Source organism: Pseudomonas sp. SCPG-7, from assembly GCF_002156405.1.
GTDB classification, from domain to species: domain Bacteria; phylum Pseudomonadota; class Gammaproteobacteria; order Pseudomonadales; family Pseudomonadaceae; genus Aquipseudomonas; species Aquipseudomonas parakoreensis.
The window spans coordinates 86044-107260 of record NZ_MVOO01000014.1 but is presented as its reverse complement, the minus strand read 5'-3'; the positions used below and the strand labels follow the sequence as shown (position 1 = coordinate 107260).

The following is a 21217-nucleotide window of genomic DNA, read 5'->3' as shown; positions in this document are numbered from 1 at the left end:
ACAGTGATCGAATGTGTACACAAATCATGTGTTCACCATGAAACTTGTGGGAGCTGGCTTGCCAGCGATGGGGCCGGAACAGGCGCTGAAGATTACAAGCCTTCCAGCTCCGCCATCAGATCATTCAAGCGATCCACCTTGTCCTCGGTCATGTCACTCGCCGCCAGGCCTTCGATGTACTCGGCCAGCGCCTGCACCGTGCTGCACTCGAACATCGCTCGCAGCGGCACATCGCGTTGCAGGGTTTTCTGCACCCGCGAGGCGATCTGCGTGGCCAGTAGCGAGTGACCGCCCAGCTCGAAGAAGTTGTCGCGCACGCCGACCTTGTCGACCTTGAGCACTTCGCCCCAGATATCGGCCAGGGTCTGCTCCAGCTCGTTGCGCGGGGCCAGGTAATCCTGGCTTTGCAACTGGCCGATCTCCAGCGCCGGCAAGGCCTTGCGGTCGAGTTTGCCGTTGGCGTTGTGCGGCAGCTGATCGAGCCACAACCAGTGCAGCGGCACCATGTACTCCGGCAATTCGCTGCGCAGGCGCTGCTTGATCCGCTCCAGACGTTCGCTCGAATTCAACGTGCTATCAGCCGCCACCAAATAACCCACCAGGTGCTTGCCGTTCGCCCCCTCCTGCACGCCGACCGCCGCATCGCGGACTTCCGGTTGTTCGTGCAGACGCGCTTCGATTTCACCCAGTTCGATGCGGTAACCGCGAATCTTCACCTGATGGTCAACCCGGCCGACGTACTCCAGCACCCCGTCACTGCGTCGCCGCGCGAGGTCTCCGGTGCGATACAGACGCTCGCCCGGCGCGCCGAACGGGTTCGGCACAAACACCGGCGCGGTGCGCAACGGATCGCTGACGTAACCGCGACCGACGCCGGTCCCGGCCACGCACAACTCACCCACCGCGCCCAGCGGCACCAGTTCCAGCGCGCCATCGACCAGGTACAGCAAGTTGTTGTCGGTCGGCGTACCGATCGGCAAATAGCTGCCGCGAGTCGAGGCCAGGTCGACGCGGAAGAACGCCACGTCATCGGAGCATTCCGCCGGGCCGTAAGCGTTGACCAGACCGATGTCCGGATAACGCAGCAGCCATTGGTGCGCCAGTTCCGGCGGCATTGCTTCACCGGTCGGCAGCATCCAGCGCAGACCATCGAGGCTCAGGCGTTCCGAGGCGAGCATGCCTTGAATCAACGACGGCACGCTCTCCAGCACGGTGATGCCCTGCGCCTGCACATGCACCAGCAGACCCTGCGGATCGTGAGCGATAGTGTTCGGCACAATGTCCACCCGCGCACCGAACAGCGGCGCGGCGAGGAACTGCCAGACCGAAATGTCGAAGCTTTGCGAAGCGGTCTGCGCGATCACGTCGGCGTCCGTCAGTTGCAGGTACGGCACCTTGCTCAACTGATTGTTGAGCATGCCGCGCTGCTCGACCATCACGCCTTTCGGCAACCCGGTCGAACCCGAGGTGTAGATCACGTAGGCCAGGTTGTCCGGGCCACAGTAGATCCCCGGGTTGTGCAGTGATGTCGCCAGCGCCTGCACGTCTTCCCAGACCAACAGCCGTGGTCGATTGGCGCAGCTGAATTCATCGAGCAAGGTCTGCGCCTGTTCGCGGCAGGCTTCGCTGCACACCAACACCGGCGTGCGGCTCAGCTCGATGATCCGCTGCAGACGCTGGCTCGGCAGGCCCGGATCCAGCGGCAGGTAACCGGCACCGGCCTTGAAGCTGCCGATGATCATCCCCAGCAGATCCAGATTGCGCTCGCCCAGCAGCGCCACCGGTTGATCCATCTGCACCCCGGCCGCTACCAGCGCATGACCGAGACGGTTGGCGTTGTGGTTGAGCGCCGCATAGCTCAGTTGCTGATCAAGGCACGTAGCGGCGATGCGCTGCGGATGCGCCGCGACCTGCGCTTCGAACAGCGCCACGTAGCTCTGCTCCAGCGGATAATCGTGCGCGCTCTGGTTGCAGCCGTGCAGCAGGAAGTCCTGTTCCTCGTGGCCCACCAGCGGCAGGTCGGCCATGTCGCCGTGGAAACCATCGACCAGCGCCAGCAGCAGGCGCTTGAACTCACCGAGCATGCGCTCGATGGTCGATTCGTCGAAGTAACGCTGGTCATACGACAGATGCAGACCGAGGTCATCGCCCGGGTAGCACACCGCCGTCAGCGGGAAGTTGGTGTGGGTACGACCGGAGTCCGATGTCGCGTTGAGGCTCTGCGCACGGTCCAGCACCGAGACTTCCACCGGCGCGTTCTCGAACACAAACAGACTGTCGAACAGCGGCTGGCCTTTCGGCAGTTCGCTCTGTTCCTGAATGCTCACCAGCGGCAAGTATTCGTACTCGCGCAGTTGCATGTTGCTGTCGAGCAGTCCGCTCAACCACTGCCGCACGCTGGAGCGTTGGTCGTCCGCCGGGATCTGCACCCGCAACGCAATGCTGTTGATGAACAGGCCGACGGTGCGTTGCATCTCCGGCAACTCCACCGGGCGCCCGGCCACGGTCACGCCGAACAGCACGTCGCGATCACCGCTCAGGCGTCGCAGCACTAAGGCCCATGCCGCCTGGGCGAAGGTGTTGATGGTCAGTTGATGAGCCTGGGCCAGCTCGCGCAGACGGGCGCCATCTTCAACGTTCAATCGGGTATAGCGGTCACCAACGATCATGCCGCCGCTTTCACCCGCATGTTCACGCAGGAACGGCCGGTCGCTCGGGATCGGCGTGGTGCGCTCGAACCCTCGCAGGTTCTGCTGCCACCACTGGCGTGCCTCGGCCAGGCTCTGGCGTTGCAGCCAGCCGATGTAGTCGCGGTAACGCGGCGGCAGCGACAACTGTGCTTCGCGACCTTCACCGAGGGCGGTGTAGATCTCGAAGAAATCGTTCATCAGCAGCGAACGGCACCAGGCATCGATGAGGATGTGGTGGTTGCTCATCATGAACCAGTAACGCGCCGCGCCGACCTTGATCAGGCGCAGGTGGAACGGTGCCTGATTGAGCAGATCGAACCCGGCCTCGCGCTCGCTTTTCAGCAGCGCCTGCAGCTTCGGTTCTTGCTCTTCTTCGGCAACGGCGCTCCAGTCCAGGTACTCGATCGGCGTGCGCCCCGGCGTGTGGATCACTTGCAGCATGTCTTCACCGACGTTCCAGCAGAACGATGCACGCAGCGCTTCATGACGGGCGACCACCGCTTGCCAGGCCTGGGCGAAACGCTCGGGATCGAGCTCGCTGTTGATGCGGTAGCGATCCTGCATGTAGTACAGACCGGTGCCCGGTTCGAGCAAGGTGTGCAGCAACATGCCTTCCTGCATCGGCGTAAGCGGGTAAACATCTTCGATCTGCGCCGCCGGCACCGGCAGTGCATCGAGTTGCGCCTGGGTCAGTTTCGCCAGCGGGAAGTCCGACGGCGTCAGGCCGCCAGAGTCGTCCTGCAAACAATGTGCGATCAGGCTTTGCAGCTCGCCGAGGTAGGCGTCGGCCAAATCGCTGATGGTCTGCGCGTCATAACGTTCGGCGCTGAAGGTCCAGCGCAGCAACAGTTCACCGCCATACACCTGACTGTCGATGCTCAGCTCGTTTGGCAGCGGCGCCTGCGGATCGTGGGCTGCACCGACCGGCTCATCCAGCGGACGGAACAGTGCATCGCTGGCGAAACTCTGGTCGAACTGGCCGAGGTAGTTGAAGGTCACCGGAGCATTCGGCAACGCCGCCATGCTGCGCTGGCTGAGGTCATCGGCCAGATAACGCAGCACGCCATAACCGAGGCCTTTGTGCGGCACGGCGCGCAGTTGCTCCTTGATCGCCTTGATCGAAGCGCCCTGCCCGGCGGCCTCTTCGATGTTATGCGGGGTCAGGCGTAATGGATAAGCGCTGGTGAACCAGCCGACGGTGCGGGTCAGGTCGATCTCGTCGAACAGGGTTTCGCGGCCGTGGCCTTCCAGTTGGATCAATGCCGACGGCTGCCCGCTCCAGCGGCACAGCACGCGGGCCAGCGCGGTCAGCAGCAGATCGTTGACTTGCGTGCGGTAGGCGCGCGGCGTCTGCTGCAGCAATTGTCCGGTACGCTCGGCATCCAGGCGCACGCTGACGGTTTGCGCGTGACGATTCTGCTGTCCGCCCTGCGGGTTTTCGCACGGCAGCTCGGCGTTCGGCCCGGCCAGTTGGGTTTGCCACCAGTTCAGTTCCTCGCGCAGCGATTCGCTGCCGGCATAGGCCTGCAAACGTGCTGCCCAATCCTTGAAGGCACTGGTTTTCGCCGGCAGTTGTACCGACTGTTCGGCGTCGAGCTGGCGATACACGGTTTGCAGATCGTCAAGCAGCACGCGCCACGACACACCGTCGACCACCAGGTGATGGATCGCAATGAACAGGCGTTGCTGACCTTCGGGACCATCGACCAGCAAGGCGCGCAGCAACGGGCCATTTTGCAGATCGAGACTGCGCTGGGCATCGGCAAACAGCGCTGCGCACTTGTCCATCGCCGCCACCCGCACCTGCCACAACACCTCGGCGTCGGACACCGGTTGATGCGTGGCCTGCCATTGATCGTTGGCCTGAGTGAAGCGCAGACGCAGGGCGTCGTGCTGTTCGATCACTGCCAGCAGCGCCTGCTCCAGACGATGCGGTTCCAGCGCCACGCTCGGCTCCAGCAGCAGCGCCTGGTTCCAGTGCTGACGCTCGGGGATTTCAGTGTCGAAGAACCAGTGCTGAATCGGCGTCATGGCCGACTCACCGAGCACCAGTCCCTGCTCGGCAGTGACTTGCTCGCTGCGGCTGGCAACAGCGGCCAGGGTCTGCACCGTCTGATGCTGGAACAGATCCCGTGGACTGAAATGAATGCCCTGCTGCCGCGCCCGGCTGACCACTTGAATCGACAGAATCGAGTCGCCACCGAGTTCAAAGAAGTTGTCGTTGAGACCGACCTGTTTGACGTTGAGCACCTCGCACCAGACCTGCGCCAGGGTCTGCTCCAACTCATTGCTCGGGGCGACGTAGTGCTGACGGTTCAGCTCGGGATCCGGCGCCGGCAAGGCGCGGCGGTCAAGTTTGCCGTTGGCGGTCAGCGGCATGCTCGCCAGCAGGATCAGGTGCGTCGGCACCATGTAATCCGGCAGTTGCGCCTTGAGGTGTGACTTCAGTGCTTCACGCAGTTCGGCCTGTTGCGCTTCGCCTTGCTCGGCGACGTCGCTGACCAGATAACCAACCAGTTGCTTGCCGCTCGGCGCATCCAGCGCCAGCACCACCGCTTCGCGGATCGAGTGGTGATCGAGCAGACGGGTTTCGATCTCGCCCAACTCGATGCGGAAACCACGGATTTTCACCTGATGGTCGATCCGCCCCAGATATTCCACCAGCCCATCGGCACGCTGGCGCACCAGATCGCCGGTGCGGTACATGCGCCCGCCATCGGCGGCAAACGGGTCAGCCACGAAACGCTCGGCGCTGATGCCTGGACGGTCGTGATAACCCTGGGCCAGACCGGCGCCGCCGACGAACAACTCACCGGTCGCGCCTTGCGGCACCAGTGCCAGATCGGCGTCGAGAATGTACGCCACACGGTCACCGATCACGCTGCCGATCGGCACGCTGCCGGCGCCCTCTTCCAGCACTTCCGGCGCCAGACTGGCCAGCGGCATGACCACGGTTTCAGTCGGGCCATAGGCGTTGAAGAACAGGCTCGGTTTGAACGCGGCGCGAATCCGTTGCAGGTGCTCGCCAGTCAGCGCTTCGCCACCGGTGATGATCATCCGCACCGGCAGAACCTGGTTTTGCGTCGCGAGGAACTGCGCCAGCTGGCTGCCGTAGCTCGGGGTGAAGCCGAGCACATTGATCCGATGAGTGTGGATCAAGTCGCAGATTTCTTCCGCGTCCCACTGCCCTTGCGCTCGCAAAACCACCTGCGCGCCGCTGAGCAACGGCACCAGCAGACGCTCGGTGGCAGCGTCGAAGTTGATCGAATAGAAGTGCAGTTCGCAGTCGTCCGGACGCATGCCGAAACGTTCGATCACGGCCTGGCAATGCATAGCGATTTCACCGTGGGACACCACCACGCCTTTCGGCTTGCCGGTCGAGCCCGAGGTGTAAATCAGATAGGCCTGATGCTGCGGCAGGCTGATAAAAGGCAACTCGCTGACCGGGTAATCCACCAGCGCCGCGCTGTCATCTTCCAGGCACCAGCGCGCCACGCTCGACGGCAAATCGCCGAGGGCGTTGAACATCGCGCGGTCACTGAGCAGCAGACCGATGCGGCTGTCTTCGATCATGTAATGCAGACGGTCGAGCGGGTATTCCGGGTCCAGCGGCACATAAGCGCCACCGGCCTTGAGAATCGCCAGCAGGCCGACGACCATTTCCAGCGAGCGCTCCAGCGCCAGACCGACCCGCACCTGAGGACCGACCCCACGCTCGCGCAGGGCCCAGGCCAGACGATTGGCGCGGGCATCGAGTTCGGCGTAGCTCAACGTCTGCCCGGCGAATGTCAGCGCCGGCGCGTCTTTGCGCGCCAGCGCCTGCTCGGCGAACAGGTGATGGATGCACTGGTCGAGACGACGTTCGCCCGGTTCGACGCCGAGGCTGTCGAGCAATTGCTGTTGTTCAGTCCGGTCGAGCAGCGGCAACTGGCTCAAGCGCTGTTGCGGATCGGCGATCAGCGCTTCCAGCAGGTTGCGCCAATGCCGGGCCATGCGTGCGATGGTCGGCTCGTCGAACAGATCGGTGCTGTAGGTCAGGCAGCAGCCGAGGCGATGGTCGAGGTCGGTGACTTCCAGGTTGAGGTCGAATTTGGTCGCCCGCGCATCGTTGGCCAGGTACTCGACGGTCATCCCGGCGAGCATGCGGCTCTGCTGGAATTCCCAGCGCTGCACGTTGCACATCACTTGGAACAGCGGGTTGTACGCCGCACTGCGTGGCGGTTGCAGTGCTTCGACCAGATGATCGAACGGCAGGTCCTGATGCGACTGGCCTTCGATCACGGTGTGGCGCACTTGCTCGAACAATTCGCCCACCGACATCTGCCCGTCGAGCTGGCAACGCAGCACCTGAGTGTTGAGAAATGCGCCGATCAGCCCTTCGCTTTCCGGGCGGATCCGGTTGGCCACCGGTGCGCCGATGCGCAGGTCGGTCTGGCCGCTGTAGCGGTAGAGCAAGGTGGCGAGCGCGGCGGTCATGGTCATGAACAGGGTCAGACCGTTTTGCGCATTGAACGCTCGGACGCGGGCGGCGAGATCATCGCTGAGATCAAAACGGAACAGTTCGCCCTGATGGCTTTGCACCGGTGGCCGCGGACGGTCCCCGGGCAGTTCCAGCAACGGATGTTCGCGACCGAGTTGCGCGGTCCAGTAGTCGAGTTGGCGCTGACGTTCGCCGGACTCCAGCCACTGCCGCTGCCAGACGCTGTAATCGAGGTACTGCACCGGCAACGCTTCCAGCGGCGAGTCGCGTTCATCGACGAAGGCTTCGTACAGCGCGCTGAGCTCGCGGGCAAAAATGTCCATTGCCCAGCCTTCGGTGACGATGTGGTGCAGGGTCAGCACGAAGTAGTGCTCGTGCTCGGCGGTCTTCACCAGGCAGGCGCGCAGCAGCGGGCCGCTTTCCAGGTCGAACGGCAGATGCGCTTCTTCGTCGGCCAGTTGCTGGACTTTCTGTTCGCGCTGGTCAGCCGGCAGTTTCGAGAAATCCTTCCAGTCCATGCGCACGCCAGTCTCGGCATGCACCTGTTGACGGGCCACGCCATCGACGCTCGGGAATGTGGTGCGCAGGGTTTCGTGGCGCAGAATCAACGCCTGCAACGCCGCTTCGAAATGCTCAACGTGCAACACGCCGCGCAGGCGCGCCATGCCGCCGACGTTGTACGCCGGGCTGTCCGGCTCCATCTGCCAGAGGAACCACATGCGTTGCTGCGAATAGGACAGCGGCACCGCCTGGCGGCGATCGACTTTGGCAATCGGCGGCTGTTGGTTGGTCTGACCGCTGGCCTGGATCAGGCGGATCTGTTCGGCGAAATCACCGAGTTCGCTGTGTTCGAACAAGGCGCGCAGCGGCAGCTCGACGTCACAGGCCTGACGGCTGCGCGAGATGATTTGTGTGGCCAGCAGCGAGTGCCCGCCAAGGGCGAAGAAATCGTCGCGCAGACCGATCCGTGGCAGACCCAGCACTTCACGCCAGATCGCGGCGATCTGTTGTTCCAGCTCGGTGGCCGGCTCGACGTGCTCACGCACTTGCCACTGTGGCTCCGGCAAGGCGCGACGGTCGAGCTTGCCGCTCGGGCTCAGGGGCATCGCGTCCAGGCGCATCAATTGCGCCGGGACCATGTATTCCGGCAGTTCGCCGGCCAGTGCGGTTTTCAGGCGGGCGATCTGTGCGTCCTGATCTTCGCTGGCGTCGACAGCGGTGAAGTAGCCGATCAATTGCGCGCCGGCCGCGGTTTCGCGCACCAGCACCACGGCCTGGGCGACGCCGTTTTGAGCCAGCAGGCGCGCTTCGATTTCTTCCGGCTCGACGCGGAAGCCGCGCAGTTTGACCTGCTGATCGAGACGGCCGAGGTATTCGATCACGCCGTCAGCGCTCCAGCGAGCACGGTCACCGGTGCGGTACAGACGCGCGCCCTGCTCGCCCAACGGGTCGACCACAAAGCGCTCGGCCGTCAGTGCCGGACGACCAAGGTAACCCCGGGCCAGACCGATGCCACTGATGCACAGTTCACCCGGTACACCGGCCGGCACAGGATTGAGATCGGCGTCGAGCACGCGGCAGATCACGTTGCCCAGCGGCCGGCCAATCGGCGAGCGCTCGCCATCGGCCGTGGTGCAGTGCCAGTGAGTGACGTTGATCGCGGTTTCGGTCGGGCCGTAACGGTTGTGCAGTTGCACCGCCGGCAGTTGCGCCAGTACGCGGTTGCGCAGTTCCGCCGGCAGCGCTTCACCGCCGGAGAATACCCGGCGCAGGCTGGTGCATTCGGCGCTCAGCGGCTCGTCGATGAACAGCGAAAGCAGCGGCGGTACGAAGTGCAGCGTGGTCACACCGTATTCCTGCACCAGTTGCGCGATGCGATGCGGATCGCGATGCTCGCCCGGCGCGGCAATCAGCAAACGCGCGCCAGTGATCAGCGGCCAGAAGCACTCCCACACCGACACGTCGAAACTGATCGGCGCCTTTTGCATCAGCACATCGCTGTCGTTCAGGCGATAGCTGTTCTGCATCCACTGCAGCCGTTCGGCCAATGCGGCGTGGGTGTTGCCGACGCCTTTCGGTTGCCCGGTGGAACCGGAGGTGTAAATCACATAGGCGAGGTTGTCGCCGTGCAGGTGCAGACCGGGCGCCTGGCTCGGCCAGTTTTCCAGGTGCAGCGCGTCCATGGCGATGACGCTGACGCCGTCACTGGCAGGTAGACGCTCGAGCAAAGCAGTCTGGGTCAGCAGCAGTTCGACGCCGCTGTCGCTGAGCATGTAGGCCAGACGTTCGGCCGGGTAATCCGGATCCAGCGGCACGTAAGCGCCACCGGCCTTGATGATCGCCAGCAGGCCGATCAGCAGTTGCGGCGAACGCTCGGCAGCGATTGCCACGCACACATCCGGGCCCACACCTTTGTCGCGCAGATAGTGCGCGAGGCGGTTGGCCTGGGCGTGCAATTCGGCGAAGTCGAGGCTGCCGCCGTCCCACACCAGCGCGGTGCGTTCCGGAGTCTGCCGCGCCTGTTCGTTGAGCAGTTCCGGCAGCCAGTGTTGCGCCGGGGTGCAGGGGGCGATGCTCCATGCCTGTTGCTGTTCGTGCTCGCACGGCGTCAGCAGTTGCAGGTCGCCGATCGCCTGTTGCGGGTGTTCGCACACACTGCGCAGCAGGTTGCTGAAGTGTTCGGCCAGACGCTCGATGGTCGGCGCCTCAAACAATTCATCGGCGTAGTCGAAGGACAAGGTCAGGCGTCCGTTGCGATCTTCTTCGCTGTGCAGTTGCAGGTCGAACTTGGCTTCGCGGCTGTGCCACGGCAGTTCTTCGGCGAGCAGGCCCGGCAAACGCTTGAGCGCACTCAGGTCGCGTTGCTGGTGGTTGAACATGACCTGAAACAGTCCCTGTTCGCGAGCCTGCGGGAACGCTTCGAGCAGTTGTTCGAACGGCAGATCCTGGTGGGCCTGCGCACCCAGCGCAGCCTCGCGGGTCTGCGCCAGCAACTCGACAAACGACAGCCGCGAATCAACCTCGGCACGCAGTACCTGGGTGTTGATGAAGAAGCCGATCAGGCCCTGGGTTTCCAGGCGCGGACGGTTGGCATTGGGGATGCCGATGCGGATATCGCGTTGACCGCTGTAGCGATGCAGCAGACTCTGGAACGCCGAGAGCAACAGCATGAATGGCGTCGATTGATGCGTCTGCGCAGTCTGCTTGATCGCATCGCTGAGGCTGACACCGAGGCGCACGCTGTGGCGCGCGGCGCTGTGCAATTGTCTGGCCGAGCGCGGGTGATCGGTGGCCAGCTCCAGCACCGGATGGTCGTCGCCCAGCCGGGCTTTCCAGTACGCCAGTTGCCGCTCGCCCTCGCCTTGCGCCAGCCATTGGCGCTGCCAGCTGCCGTAGTCGGCGTATTGGGTGAGCAGCGGCGCGAGTTCGGCGCGCTGCCCCTGGGATGCCGCAGCGTACAGGCGCGAGAATTCATCGATCAGCACGTTCAGCGACCAGCCGTCGGCGATGATGTGGTGCAACGTCACCAGTAACTGGTGATCTTCGTCGTCGAGGCGCACCAGCGTCACCCACAGCAGCGGGCCTTTTTCCAAGTCGAATTGTGTGCGTGCTTCGTCTTCGCGGATCTGTTGCGCGCGGGCTTCACGCTCGTGCACTGGCAAGTCGCTGAGGTCAATCAGTTGCAGATTGAATTCAGGCGCCGCCTCGACCTGTTGCAGCGCCACACCATCACGTTCGAAAAAGCGCGTGCGCAGCGATTCGTGGCGTTCGATCAGTTGCTGGAAGCTGGCGCGCAGCACATCTTCATCCAGCTCGCCACGCAGACGCAGGGCGCCGGGAATGTTGTAGGCGCTGCTGTGCGGATCGAGTTGCCAGGTGATCCACAGACGGTTTTGCGCCAGCGATTGCGGCAGTGCTTCGTTGCGCGACAACGGGGTGATTGCGCCTTGGGCGCTGCCGCCGTCCTGTTGCTGTTGCGCCACGGCAGCGGCGAACGCGGACAGGGTCGGCGCCTCGAACAGCAGACGCAGGTTCAGCTCCAGGCCCAGTTCTTCGCGCACCTTGGCGATCACTTGAGTTGCTGCAATCGAGTTGCCGCCGAGCAGGAAGAAGTGGTCGTCGGCGTTGACCTGTTTGAGATTGAGTTGCTCGGCCCAGAGCTTGCCAATCAAGGCTTCCAGCTCGGAAGCCGCCAGGGTCGATTCGGTATTTTGCACCTCGGCGGACGGGAACACCGCGTAGCTGTCGAGGCTGCCATCGGCCAGCCGCGTGCGGCACGCCGAGCGTTGCAGCTTGCCGCTGGACGTCTTCGGCAATGCGCCGGGGTTGAGCAGCACCACCACGCTCGGCGCTTCCTGACAGGCCTCGGCCACCGACTGGCGAATGGCTTTGATCAGCGCTTCGGGCGGCAGGATTTTCTGCACGCTGCGGCTGATTTCCGCCGCGATGCCAATGCCTTCTTCACCGCCCTGATTGACCGCGAATGCGGCGACGCGACCTTTGCGCACCACTTCCACTTCACGCTCGACGGTTTGCTCGATGTCCTGCGGATAGAGGTTGTGACCGCGCACGATCAGCATGTCTTTCAGGCGCCCGGTGATGAACAGTTCACCGTCGCGGATGAAGCCCAGATCGCCAGTGCGCAGCCAGGTCTGCCCGGCGTGCTGGACAAAGGTCCTGGCGCTGGCCTCGGGGTTGCGCCAGTAGCCGTGAGCGATGCTCGGCCCGGCTGCCCAGACTTCACCGACGAAGTTGTCAGCTCGTTCTTTGAGCGTGACCGGGTCGGCAATCAGCACCGCGTGATCGGGCTGGCTGATGCCACAACTCATGATCGCACTGCCGTCGCCCGGCTCGGCACGATTTTGCGCCAGCGCTTGATCGTCCACGCGTAATGCAGGAATACCGGTGCCACGCGGTGTGCCGGCAACGAACAGGGTCGCTTCGGCCAAACCATAGGACGCCATAAAGCTGTCTTCGCTGAAGCCGCACGGGGTGAACTTCTCGGCGAAGCGCTCGAGGGTGTCGAGACGGATCGGTTCGGAACCGGAATAGGCCACGCGCCAGCGGCTCAGGTCGAGTCGTTCCAGCGCCGATTCGCTGACCCGCTCGCTGCACAAACGATAGGCGAAATCCGGCCCGCCGCTGATGGTGCCGCCGTATTGGCTGATCGCTTCAAGCCAGCGCAACGGGCGACCGAGGAAGTACGCCGGCGACATCAGGATGCACGGCACGCCGCTGAAAATCGGCTGCAGTAATCCGCCGATCAGGCCCATGTCGTGGTACAGCGGCAGCCAGCTGACGATCACGTCGTCGGGGTTCACGTCAATGCCGAAACCGTGGCGAATCAGCAGCTCGTTGGCCACCAGATTGCCGTGGCTGACCTGCACGCCTTTGGGCAACGCGGTGGAGCCGGAGGTGTATTGCAGAAAGGCGATGTGGTCCTGCGGCAGGGTCGGCTCAACCCAGGACTCGGCCAGCGTGTTGTCGAGCGTATCGACGCACAGCAATGGCGGCGCGCCTTCGATGTGTTGCAAGGCATCGCGCAGGCCGGCGCTGGTCAGCAGCAAACGCGGTTCGGCGTCGGCAATGATCGACAGCAGGCGTTCCTGATGATGACGACGGGCGGACTCCGGGGGATAGGCCGGCACCGCGATCACCCCGGCGTACAGGCAACCGAAAAACGCCGCGACGTAATCCGCACCGCTGGGGAACAGCAGCACCGCGCGATCACCGAACTCAGCCTGGGCCTGCAATGCGGCAGCAATGGTGCGCGCGCGTTGATCCAGTTCGCGGTAACTGAGCACCACGCCCTGCTCCTCGGTTTCGGCGAGAAAGCGCAGGGCCAGGCGCTCCGGCGTGTGTGCCGCACGGCGCTGGAGGGCTTGGACCAGAGTGCTGGGGAGTTCGAACGCGTCGGTCATGAGGTTTCCTGCCTGAATTCGGCTTGCTAGTGGAATCGAGGTGCTGCGTCACGCCGGTCGAGGGCGTGCAGGGCGTGGTCTGTGCCGACCGCGCAAGGCTTGGGAATGCTGTCTGGCCGGGGCTGTGCGCCCGAAGCCATTCACCAATGAGAACGGATGACGTCTGCAAATAATTAGTCAGCGGGCAGGATCGCCAACGGGGGCCGGGGTGTGGCGGTGTGTCGCAGTTCTCGATTCGCACCTTTACGGAGCATTAGTTCTCTTTCTCAATTGACAATCATTATCATTCAACATAATTTGTCGCTCGATGTGTAGGACGGCCTCGTCCCCCGGCGTCCCACTAACCTATTGGCAGCAAGGTGATTTCCATGACGGAACAAGTATCCACAAGCAGGTGCGATTCACCGCTACTTCAGGCCTTCGTCGACAATCGACTGATTCTGGTCAAGATCGCAGCGCGCATTACCGGTTGCCGTTCGCGCGCCGAAGACGTGGTGCAGGATGCGTTCTTCCGCTTGCAATCGGCGCCGCCGATCACCTCGTCGATCAAGGCGCAATTGAGTTACCTGTTCCAGATCGTGCGCAACCTCGCCATCGATCACTACCGCAAACAGGCGCTGGAACAGAAATACTCGGGCCCCGAAGAGGAAGGGTTGAATGTGGTCATTCAGGGCGCTTCGCCGGAAACCTCGCACATCAATTTCTCGACGCTGGAGCACATTGCCGACGCGCTGACCGAACTGCCCAGCCGCACCCGGTACGCCTTCGAGATGTACCGCCTGCACGGCGTGCCGCAAAAGGACATCGCCAAGGAACTCGGCGTCTCGCCGACCCTGGTCAACTTCATGATTCGCGATGCACTGGTGCACTGCCGCAAGGTGTCGGGCAGCCGTGGGGATGCGGCCTCGATGGGTCGGCGCTAAGTCCGGTTCATCGCAGAAAAAAGATCGCAGCCTTCAGCAGTTCCTACAGAGGAATACCTTTCATGTAGGAGCTGCCGAAGGCTGCGATCTTTTGCTTTTACGCCAGCTTGCACCGATCAAAAAACCGCTCACGCCCCAGAATCATCAACGCCGCGCGCTTGTGCGGAAAGTCGAACTCCTTCTCGCAGTGGAAGCACTGGTTGTGCATGTGGCCGATCATCTTCGCGTTATCGGCACGCGGTTCAGCGACCACCCGCTGGGTCCGCGGATCATCCAGAAACAGGTAGTGCACCAGCGCCGACAGCCAGCTCGCGACCTTGTGCGGGCCACGGTGGTTTTCCTCTCCCACCAGCATGTGAATGCCACGGTCGTAATTGTCGGCGTCGTAGAACGGCGCGATACGGTCTTCCTTGGCCCAGTAGGCCTCGAAATAGGCAAACGGTTGATCGTCGAAACAGCCGATCAGCGTCAAGGTGTGCGGATCGGCATCGAGCTTGCTCAGGTACTCGCGATGCTGCTCGAGACTGCCCTCCTCCTGCCAGAAACTGGCGACTCGCGGGCTGTTCTGCCAGCGATTGAAACGCGCCAGATCCTGCTCGATCTCCACCGTACGCAGGGAAATCCACGCACCGAGACGCGCATCGAAACGCCGATAGACCTCGCCACGCGGCTTCGCCGGGCGCAGCGGATGGCGCTTGCCGTGACTGATCACCATTTGTTGCGGGTAGCTGCCGGTCAGCGACGTGCCCAGCCAGGGTTGCGGCAACTGCCAGAACAGGGTGCGTTCGCAGCGGTATTCGCCAGCCACTTCGGTGCTGACCAGCAAACCGCTGAGCAACGCTTCAGTGGGTGGTTGATCGAGTTGCCAGAGCAGTTGCTGACAGTCCGGATCGCGTGCGAACAACCAGTAACAGGCCGCCCACAGCGCCTGCCCCACAGGCAGTGCATAACGCTCGTCGAGCTGGATCGGGCCTTTGCCCAGACGATCCAGGCGCAGGCGAATCAGCGGTTGCCCGTCCAGGCTCAGGCTCAGACGGCTTTCAGTGGCATCGGCTACCAGTTGGCTGCCCGAAGGCAGGGCCAGGGCAGCCAGGTCATTCAGATTGGACATGGGTCGGGCTCACGATAATCGTCGACAGTTCAACGATGGGACGTGAGCCGAGAGGAGAAATTTAGCCGCCTGGATGAAAATCGGTCAGGGATGAGCCACCGGCACCACGGCAATCTTGTAAGGATCGAAGATCTTCAGCATCTGGCCATTGTTGCGCAAACCCTGCAGCAACTTGCCGAACGCCTCGCCAGTGATCGGTGCCGTCGGACGCAGAATGGCGTAATGGTGGTAGACCTGATCGATGCGTTGCGACACCAGCAATTCGTCACGCACTTTTTCGTTGCGCAGCAGATAATCGAACAGGTACGAGCGCGTGACCAGAGCGATGTCGGCGCGCCCGCGCAGCACCATCAGCAGGTTGCTGTCGTGGGAATAGGTCAGCGTCGCGTTGAAGGTATCGGCGAGGTATTTGGGATCGGCGTTGAAGTTGGCGAACTCATAGTGATAACCGCTGTAGAGCGCCAGGCGTTTGCCCTTGAGGTCGGCGAAATAGTTCTGCTGGCGACCGTCTTCACGTTGCGCGACGAAAATCTCGGCATCTTCCAGGCCCATATCGACGTCGGTATGAGGAATCTCCTTCCAGCCCCAATCGGGGTTCTCGAAGATCGCCATGTCGATCCGGCCCTGCTTGAAATCACCGAAACGCCGAGGAATCGAAGTCGGTACCAGTACGAACTGATAGTCCGCCTGCAGTGCATTGAGCGCCTCGACCAGTTGCGGCAGCAGGCCAGTGTCGGCACCACTTTCCGGACGCACGGTGTAAGGCGGAAAATGCGCCGCGCCCACCCGAACCAGTTGCGCTGCCTGTGCGGGTAGCACCCAAAATACCGCCAGCGCTACGAGCAAAAGCCCTGCGGTCGTCCGAATTGGCGAAGACTTCAAAACACCCCACTCCCCGAAAAAATGGCAATCAATGCATTCAAGCTAGGCGGTTTCGCCCAGTTAGCCAGTTTCCCGGCCTGTTAGAAAGTGGACTGGCGCTCTTCGAGCACCAGAATCAGCGCTTCATCGGCCAACTGATCAAGGCTCAGGCTGCCGCCAGCGCGGAACCAGGTGGTGGTCCAGGACAGTGCGCCGGTGAGGAAACGTCGGGTAATGAAAACATCGCCACGGATAAACCCGGCGTCCTTGGCTTCGCCCAGCACTTGCAACCAGATCTCTTCATAGACGTCACGCAGGGCCAGCACTCGGGCCTGCCCCTCCTCGGACAACGAACGCCACTCGTAGACCAGCACCGCCATCGCTTCGCCGCTGCCGCCCATGATCGACTGCAACTCGCAACGAATCAGCGCCAGCACCCGCTCCCGCACACTGGCGGCTTCGGCCAGCGCGGCGCGCATCAACGCGGTGTTGTAGACGATGGTCTCTTCCATCACCGCACGAAGGATTTCATCCTTGCTTTTGAAGTGATGAAAAATGCTCCCGGACTGAATCCCCACCGCCCCGGCCAGATCGCGCACGGTGGTGCGTTCATAGCCTTTGTTGCGGAACAGGTGGGCGGCCACTTGCAGCAGTTTGCCGCGAGCGCTGTCAGGGTCGGTCAGTTGGCCTTGGTCGACCAGTTCGCGCATGACCCTCAGGGCTTTTTGCTCGTCCACCCGTTCTCTCCTACAGTCGATCAGTCTGTTGCCCCCTGAACACGCAGGGTTGCGCGCAATTTAAGCCGCGGACCGCGACCAAGCAAGCGCTTGGGCAGAAGATATTTCAGCTGTTTACAAACCAAGCGCTTGCTTGGTAGCCTCCAGACACTTCTGTCGCAGGTTCCTGAGTCGGAGATCACCATGCCCACGACCGTTCGCATCGGATGCGCCAGCGCATTCTGGGGTGACACCAGCACCGCCGCCGCCCAGCTCGTGGCAGGCGGGCGCCTGGATTATCTGGTGTTCGATTACCTGGCCGAGATCACGATGTCGATCATGGCCGGCGCCCGCATGAAGGACCCACAGGCCGGGTTCGCCGGGGATTTTGTCGAAGTGCTCGCGCCGCTCCTGCCGCAACTGGTCGAACAGAAGATTCGCGTGATCAGCAACGCTGGCGGGATCAATCCGAAAGCATGTGCCGCCGCCCTGCAGGCCGCCTGCGACAAGGCCGGGGTCAGTCTGAAAATCGCCGTGCTGCTCGGCGACGACCTGCAACCGCAATTCAAGCAACTCGCCACTCAAGGCATCCACGAAATGTTCAACGGCGCACCGCTGCCGCCGATGTGCGTATCGACCAACGCCTACCTCGGCGCGCCGGGCATCGTCGAGGCTCTGCGCCTGGGCGCCGACATCGTCATCACCGGGCGCGTGGTCGACAGCGCGGTGGTCAGCGCGGCGCTGGTGCATGAGTTCGGCTGGGCGTGGCACGACTACGACAAACTCGCTCAGGCGGCGTTGGCCGGGCACATCATCGAGTGCGGCGCACAATGTACCGGGGGCAATTTCACCGACTGGCGCGATGTGCCGGATTACGAACACATCGGTTTTCCCATCGTCGACGTCAGCGCCGACGGCCAGTTCATCGTCAGCAAACCCGAGGGCTCCGGCGGGTTAGTGACGCCACTGACGGTTGGCGAGCAGATACTCTATGAAATCGGTGATCCACAGGCGTATCTGTTGCCAGACGTAGTCTGCGATTTCACTCAAGTGAAACTGCAGCAACAGGGCAAAAACACCGTGCATGTGCACGGTGCCAAAGGCTTGCCACCCAGCGATAAATACAAGGTCAGCGCCACTTACCCGGACGGCTTTCGCTGCACCGCCAGTTGCCTGATCGCCGGCATCGATGCGGTGGACAAGGCCCGGCGCGTGAGCCAGGCGATCATCGACAAAACCTCGGAAATATTCAGCCAGCGCGGCTGGCCGCCCTACAGCGAAGTCAACATCGAACTGCTCGGCAGTGAAGCCACTTACGGCCCTCACGGTCAGCGCCGTGACAGCCGCGAGGTGGTGATCAAACTCGCGGTGCGCCATCCACTGAAACCGGCGCTGATTTTGTTCTCCCGGGAAATTGCCCAGGCCGCGACCGGCATGGCGCCGGGACTGACCGGCATCGTCGGCGGGCGGCCGACGGTCTATCCGCTGATCCGCCTGTTCTCGTTCCTGATCGACAAAAACGCCTGCACCCTGCAAATCGACATGGCCGGTGAGCAATACCCCTGCGCCCTGCCTGCGCAAACACCACTCGACAGCCACGCTCTGCCAACTCCCGAACAGCCACCCAAACCCCAAGGCCGCGCCGACGCCAGCGTGGCGTTGGTCAAACTGGCGGTGGCGCGCTCCGGCGACAAGGGCAACCACAGCAACATCGGCGTCTTGCCGCGTCGGCCGGAATACCTGCCGTGGATCGCCGAAGCGCTGACGCCGGCGGTGATCGTCGACTGGATGCGCCACGTGCTCGACCCGATCCATGGCCGGGTCGAACGCTGGTACCTGCCCGGCACCCACAGCCTGAATTTCCTGCTGGAAAACGCCCTCGGTGGCGGTGGTGTGGCAAGTCTGCGCATCGATCCACAGGGCAAGGCCTTCGCCCAGCAATTGCTGGAAATCCAGATCCCGGTGCCGCAGAGCATCGCCGAACAACTCGACTAGAGGTTGGGCTTCATGGCTTACGCATCGATTTTCAAAGCCGATCTGTTCAACGGCCAGACCCTCATCGTCACCGGTGGCGGCAGTGGCATCGGCCGTTGCACCGCCCATGAACTGGCAGCGCTCGGCGCCAGGGTGCTGCTGGTCGGGCGCAAGCCGGAAAAACTGCAAAAAGTCGCCGCCGAAATCGCCGAAGACGGTGGCCGCGCGCACTGGCACGCCTGCGACATCCGTGACGAAGACGCGGTAAAACAACTGGTCACTGAGTTGATCGCCGAGCACGGGCCGATCCACGGCCTGGTCAACAATGCCGGCGGCCAATACCCGTCGCCACTGGCCGCGATCAATCAGAAAGGCTTCGAAACCGTGCTGCGCACCAATCTGGTCGGCGGCTTCCTGATGGCCCGGGAAGTGTTCAACCAGTCGATGAGTAAACACGGCGGCAGCATCGTCAACATGCTCGCCGACATGTGGGGCGGCATGCCCGGCATGGGCCATTCCGGCGCGGCACGTTCGGGGATGGACAACTTCACCAAGACCGCCGCATTCGAGTGGGGTTACGCCGGGGTGCGGGTCAATGCGGTGGCGCCGGGGTGGATCGCGTCCAGCGGCATGGACACTTATGAGGGCGCGTTCAAAGCGGTGATCCCGACCTTGCGCGAACACGTACCGCTCAAGCGCATTGGTACCGAATCCGAGGTCAGTGCGGCGATCGTTTTCCTGCTTAGTCCGGCGGCGGCGTTCATCAGTGGCAGCACCTTGAAAATCGATGGTGCGGCCAGCCTCGGCAGCCGTGCATGGCCGCTGCACAAGGCGAGCCACAGCGAGTCGTTCAACGGGTTCCATCGGGCGTACCTGCCGGACGTCCTCAAGGACAAGGAGTAAGCCATGCCGCAGATCCAGTCCCAACTCGATCCGCACAGTGATGCTTTCGCCCGCAACCGCGCGGCAATGCTCGCGGCCATCGAGCACGTCCAGCAACTGGAACAGAACCTGTTGAACAAGGCTGCCGAAGCCAAGGGCAAATTCGACAAGCGCGGGCAACTGCTGCCCCGCGAACGCCTGAACCTGTTGCTCGACGCCGGCGCACCGTTCCTCGAACTGGCGAGCCTGGCCGGCTACAAGCTGCACGACGACAAGGACGGCAGCGCCGCCGGCGGTGGCCTGATTGCCGGCATCGGTTACGTGTCCGGCATACGCGTAATGGTGGTGGCCAACAACAGCGCGATCAAGGGCGGCACGATCTCCCCCACCGGCCTGAAAAAATCCCTGCGGCTGCAACAGATCGCCCTGGAAAACAAACTGCCGGTGATCACTCTGGCAGAGAGCGGCGGCGCCAACCTCAATTATGCGGCGGAGATATTCGTCGAAGGCGCACGCAGTTTTGCCAATCAGGCGCGCATGTCAGCCATGGGCCTGCCGCAAATTACCGTGGTGCACGGTTCGGCCACGGCCGGTGGCGCGTATCAACCGGGGCTGTCGGATTACGTGGTGGTGGTACGGGGCAAGGCCAAGCTGTTTCTTGCCGGGCCGCCGCTGCTCAAAGCCGCGACGGGCGAGGTCGCCACCGATGAAGAACTGGGTGGCGCCGAAATGCACGCACAGGTTGCCGGCACCGCCGAATACCTGGCCGAGAACGATGCCGATGGCGTGCGCCTGGTGCGCGAGATCCTGCGCATGCTGCCGTGGAACGAACAACTGCCGTGGCTGCCGGAGCCGCAATACAAGGCGCCGCTATACCCGATCGACGAGTTGCTCGGGCTGATTCCCGAAGACCCGAAGAAGCCCTACGACGTGCGCGAAATCATTGCGCGGATTGCCGATGAATCGGAGTTTCTCGAATTCAAAGGCGAGTTCGATCAGCAGACCATCTGCGGCCAGTTGAAAATCCACGGCCGTGCCTGCGGCTTGATCGGCAACAACGGCCCGATCACCCCCGCCGGGGCGAGCAAGGCCGCGCAGTTCATTCAACTGTGCGATCAGAGCCAGACGCCGCTGCTGTTCTTCCACAACACCACCGGGTTCATGGTCGGCACCGAGTCCGAGCAGCAAGGCGTGATCAAACACGGCTCGAAACTGATTCAAGCGGTGGCCAATGCCCGAGTGCCTAAACTGACGATTGTCGTCGGTGGCTCCTACGGTGCCGGCAACTATGCGATGTGCGGGCGCGGTCTCGATCCACGCTTCATTTTCGCCTGGCCCAACAGCCGCACCGCGGTGATGGGCGGAGCACAGGCCGGCAAGGTGCTGCGCATCGTCACCGAGGCCAAACAGCTCAAGGAAGGCCTGGTACCGGATCCGAAAATGCTCGACATGCTCGAACAGGTCACCGCGCAGAAACTCGACAGCCAGTCCACCGCGCTTTACGGCAGCGCCAACCTGTGGGACGACGGCCTCATCGACCCGCGCGATACGCGCACCTTGCTCGGTTACCTGCTGGATATCTGCCACGAAGCCGACATCCGCACGTTGCAACCCAACAGCTTCGGCGTCAGCCGCTTCTGACTGCCACGGATCCCAAGG

Annotated in this window: 8 protein-coding genes; 4 read left to right on the top strand and 4 right to left on the bottom strand. The window is 62.9% G+C overall.

Features of this window, described 5'->3' with window-relative positions:
• Nucleotides 1–92: 92 nt before the first annotated feature.
• Nucleotides 93–13091 carry a non-ribosomal peptide synthetase gene (locus B1722_RS22570; RefSeq protein WP_086794322.1) on the bottom strand — a complete coding sequence of 4333 codons (12999 nt, stop codon included), beginning with the start codon at nt 13089–13091 and terminating at the stop codon, nt 93–95.
• Nucleotides 13092–13459: 368 nt separating this feature from the next.
• On the opposite strand from B1722_RS22570, the gene B1722_RS22565 reads away from it, so the two are divergent.
• Entirely contained in the window at nt 13460–14014 is a 555-nt protein-coding gene (locus B1722_RS22565) for an RNA polymerase factor sigma-70 (RefSeq protein WP_027613402.1), read from the top strand.
• 97 nt (nt 14015–14111) lie between these two features.
• Here the strand turns inward: B1722_RS22565 and B1722_RS22560 are convergent, their stop codons facing one another.
• The 3 genes from B1722_RS22560 to B1722_RS22550 all read right to left on the bottom strand — a co-directional run bounded on the left by B1722_RS22560 (nt 14112) and on the right by B1722_RS22550 (nt 16723).
• Complete coding sequence (locus tag B1722_RS22560) at nt 14112–15125, bottom strand: GNAT family N-acetyltransferase (protein WP_086794320.1); 1014 nt, start codon at nt 15123–15125, stop codon at nt 14112–14114.
• Between the two features lie 84 nt (nt 15126–15209).
• A complete protein-coding gene (locus B1722_RS22555) occupies nt 15210–16007 on the bottom strand; it encodes an ABC transporter substrate-binding protein (protein ID WP_041069688.1) in 798 nt (265 codons plus the stop codon).
• Between the two features lie 80 nt (nt 16008–16087).
• The gene (locus B1722_RS22550; RefSeq protein WP_041069685.1) at nt 16088–16723 is read right to left on the bottom strand and encodes a TetR/AcrR family transcriptional regulator; all 636 of its coding nucleotides are present in this window, start codon (nt 16721–16723) and stop codon (nt 16088–16090) included.
• A gap of 183 nt (nt 16724–16906) precedes the next feature.
• Between B1722_RS22550 and B1722_RS22545 the strand changes: the two genes are divergently transcribed.
• From B1722_RS22545 to atuC, 3 genes are read left to right on the top strand one after another with little or no spacing between them, the layout of a single operon-like run.
• On the top strand, nt 16907–18697 hold the full coding sequence (locus B1722_RS22545; protein ID WP_086794318.1) for an acyclic terpene utilization AtuA family protein: 1791 nt from the start codon (nt 16907–16909) through the stop codon (nt 18695–18697).
• 12 nt (nt 18698–18709) lie between these two features.
• Nucleotides 18710–19579, top strand: coding sequence for an SDR family oxidoreductase (locus tag B1722_RS22540; protein WP_086794317.1), 870 nt, complete (start codon nt 18710–18712; stop codon nt 19577–19579).
• Nucleotides 19580–19582: 3 nt separating this feature from the next.
• On the top strand, nt 19583–21199 hold the full coding sequence (gene atuC, locus B1722_RS22535; protein WP_086794316.1) for a geranyl-CoA carboxylase subunit beta: 1617 nt from the start codon (nt 19583–19585) through the stop codon (nt 21197–21199).
• The last annotated feature ends 18 nt before the right edge of the window (nt 21200–21217 follow it).

Excerpts from the sequence above, each read along its gene's own strand:
- B1722_RS22570 (WP_086794322.1), bottom strand. The coding sequence starts at position 13,091 with ATGACCGACGCGTTCGAACTCCCCAGCACTCTGGTCCAAGCCCTCCAG.
- B1722_RS22565 (WP_027613402.1), top strand. The coding sequence starts at position 13,460 with ATGACGGAACAAGTATCCACAAGCAGGTGCGATTCACCGCTACTTCAG.
- B1722_RS22560 (WP_086794320.1), bottom strand. The coding sequence starts at position 15,125 with ATGTCCAATCTGAATGACCTGGCTGCCCTGGCCCTGCCTTCGGGCAGC.
- B1722_RS22545 (WP_086794318.1), top strand. The coding sequence starts at position 16,907 with ATGCCCACGACCGTTCGCATCGGATGCGCCAGCGCATTCTGGGGTGAC.
- B1722_RS22540 (WP_086794317.1), top strand. The coding sequence starts at position 18,710 with ATGGCTTACGCATCGATTTTCAAAGCCGATCTGTTCAACGGCCAGACC.
- atuC (WP_086794316.1), top strand. The coding sequence starts at position 19,583 with ATGCCGCAGATCCAGTCCCAACTCGATCCGCACAGTGATGCTTTCGCC.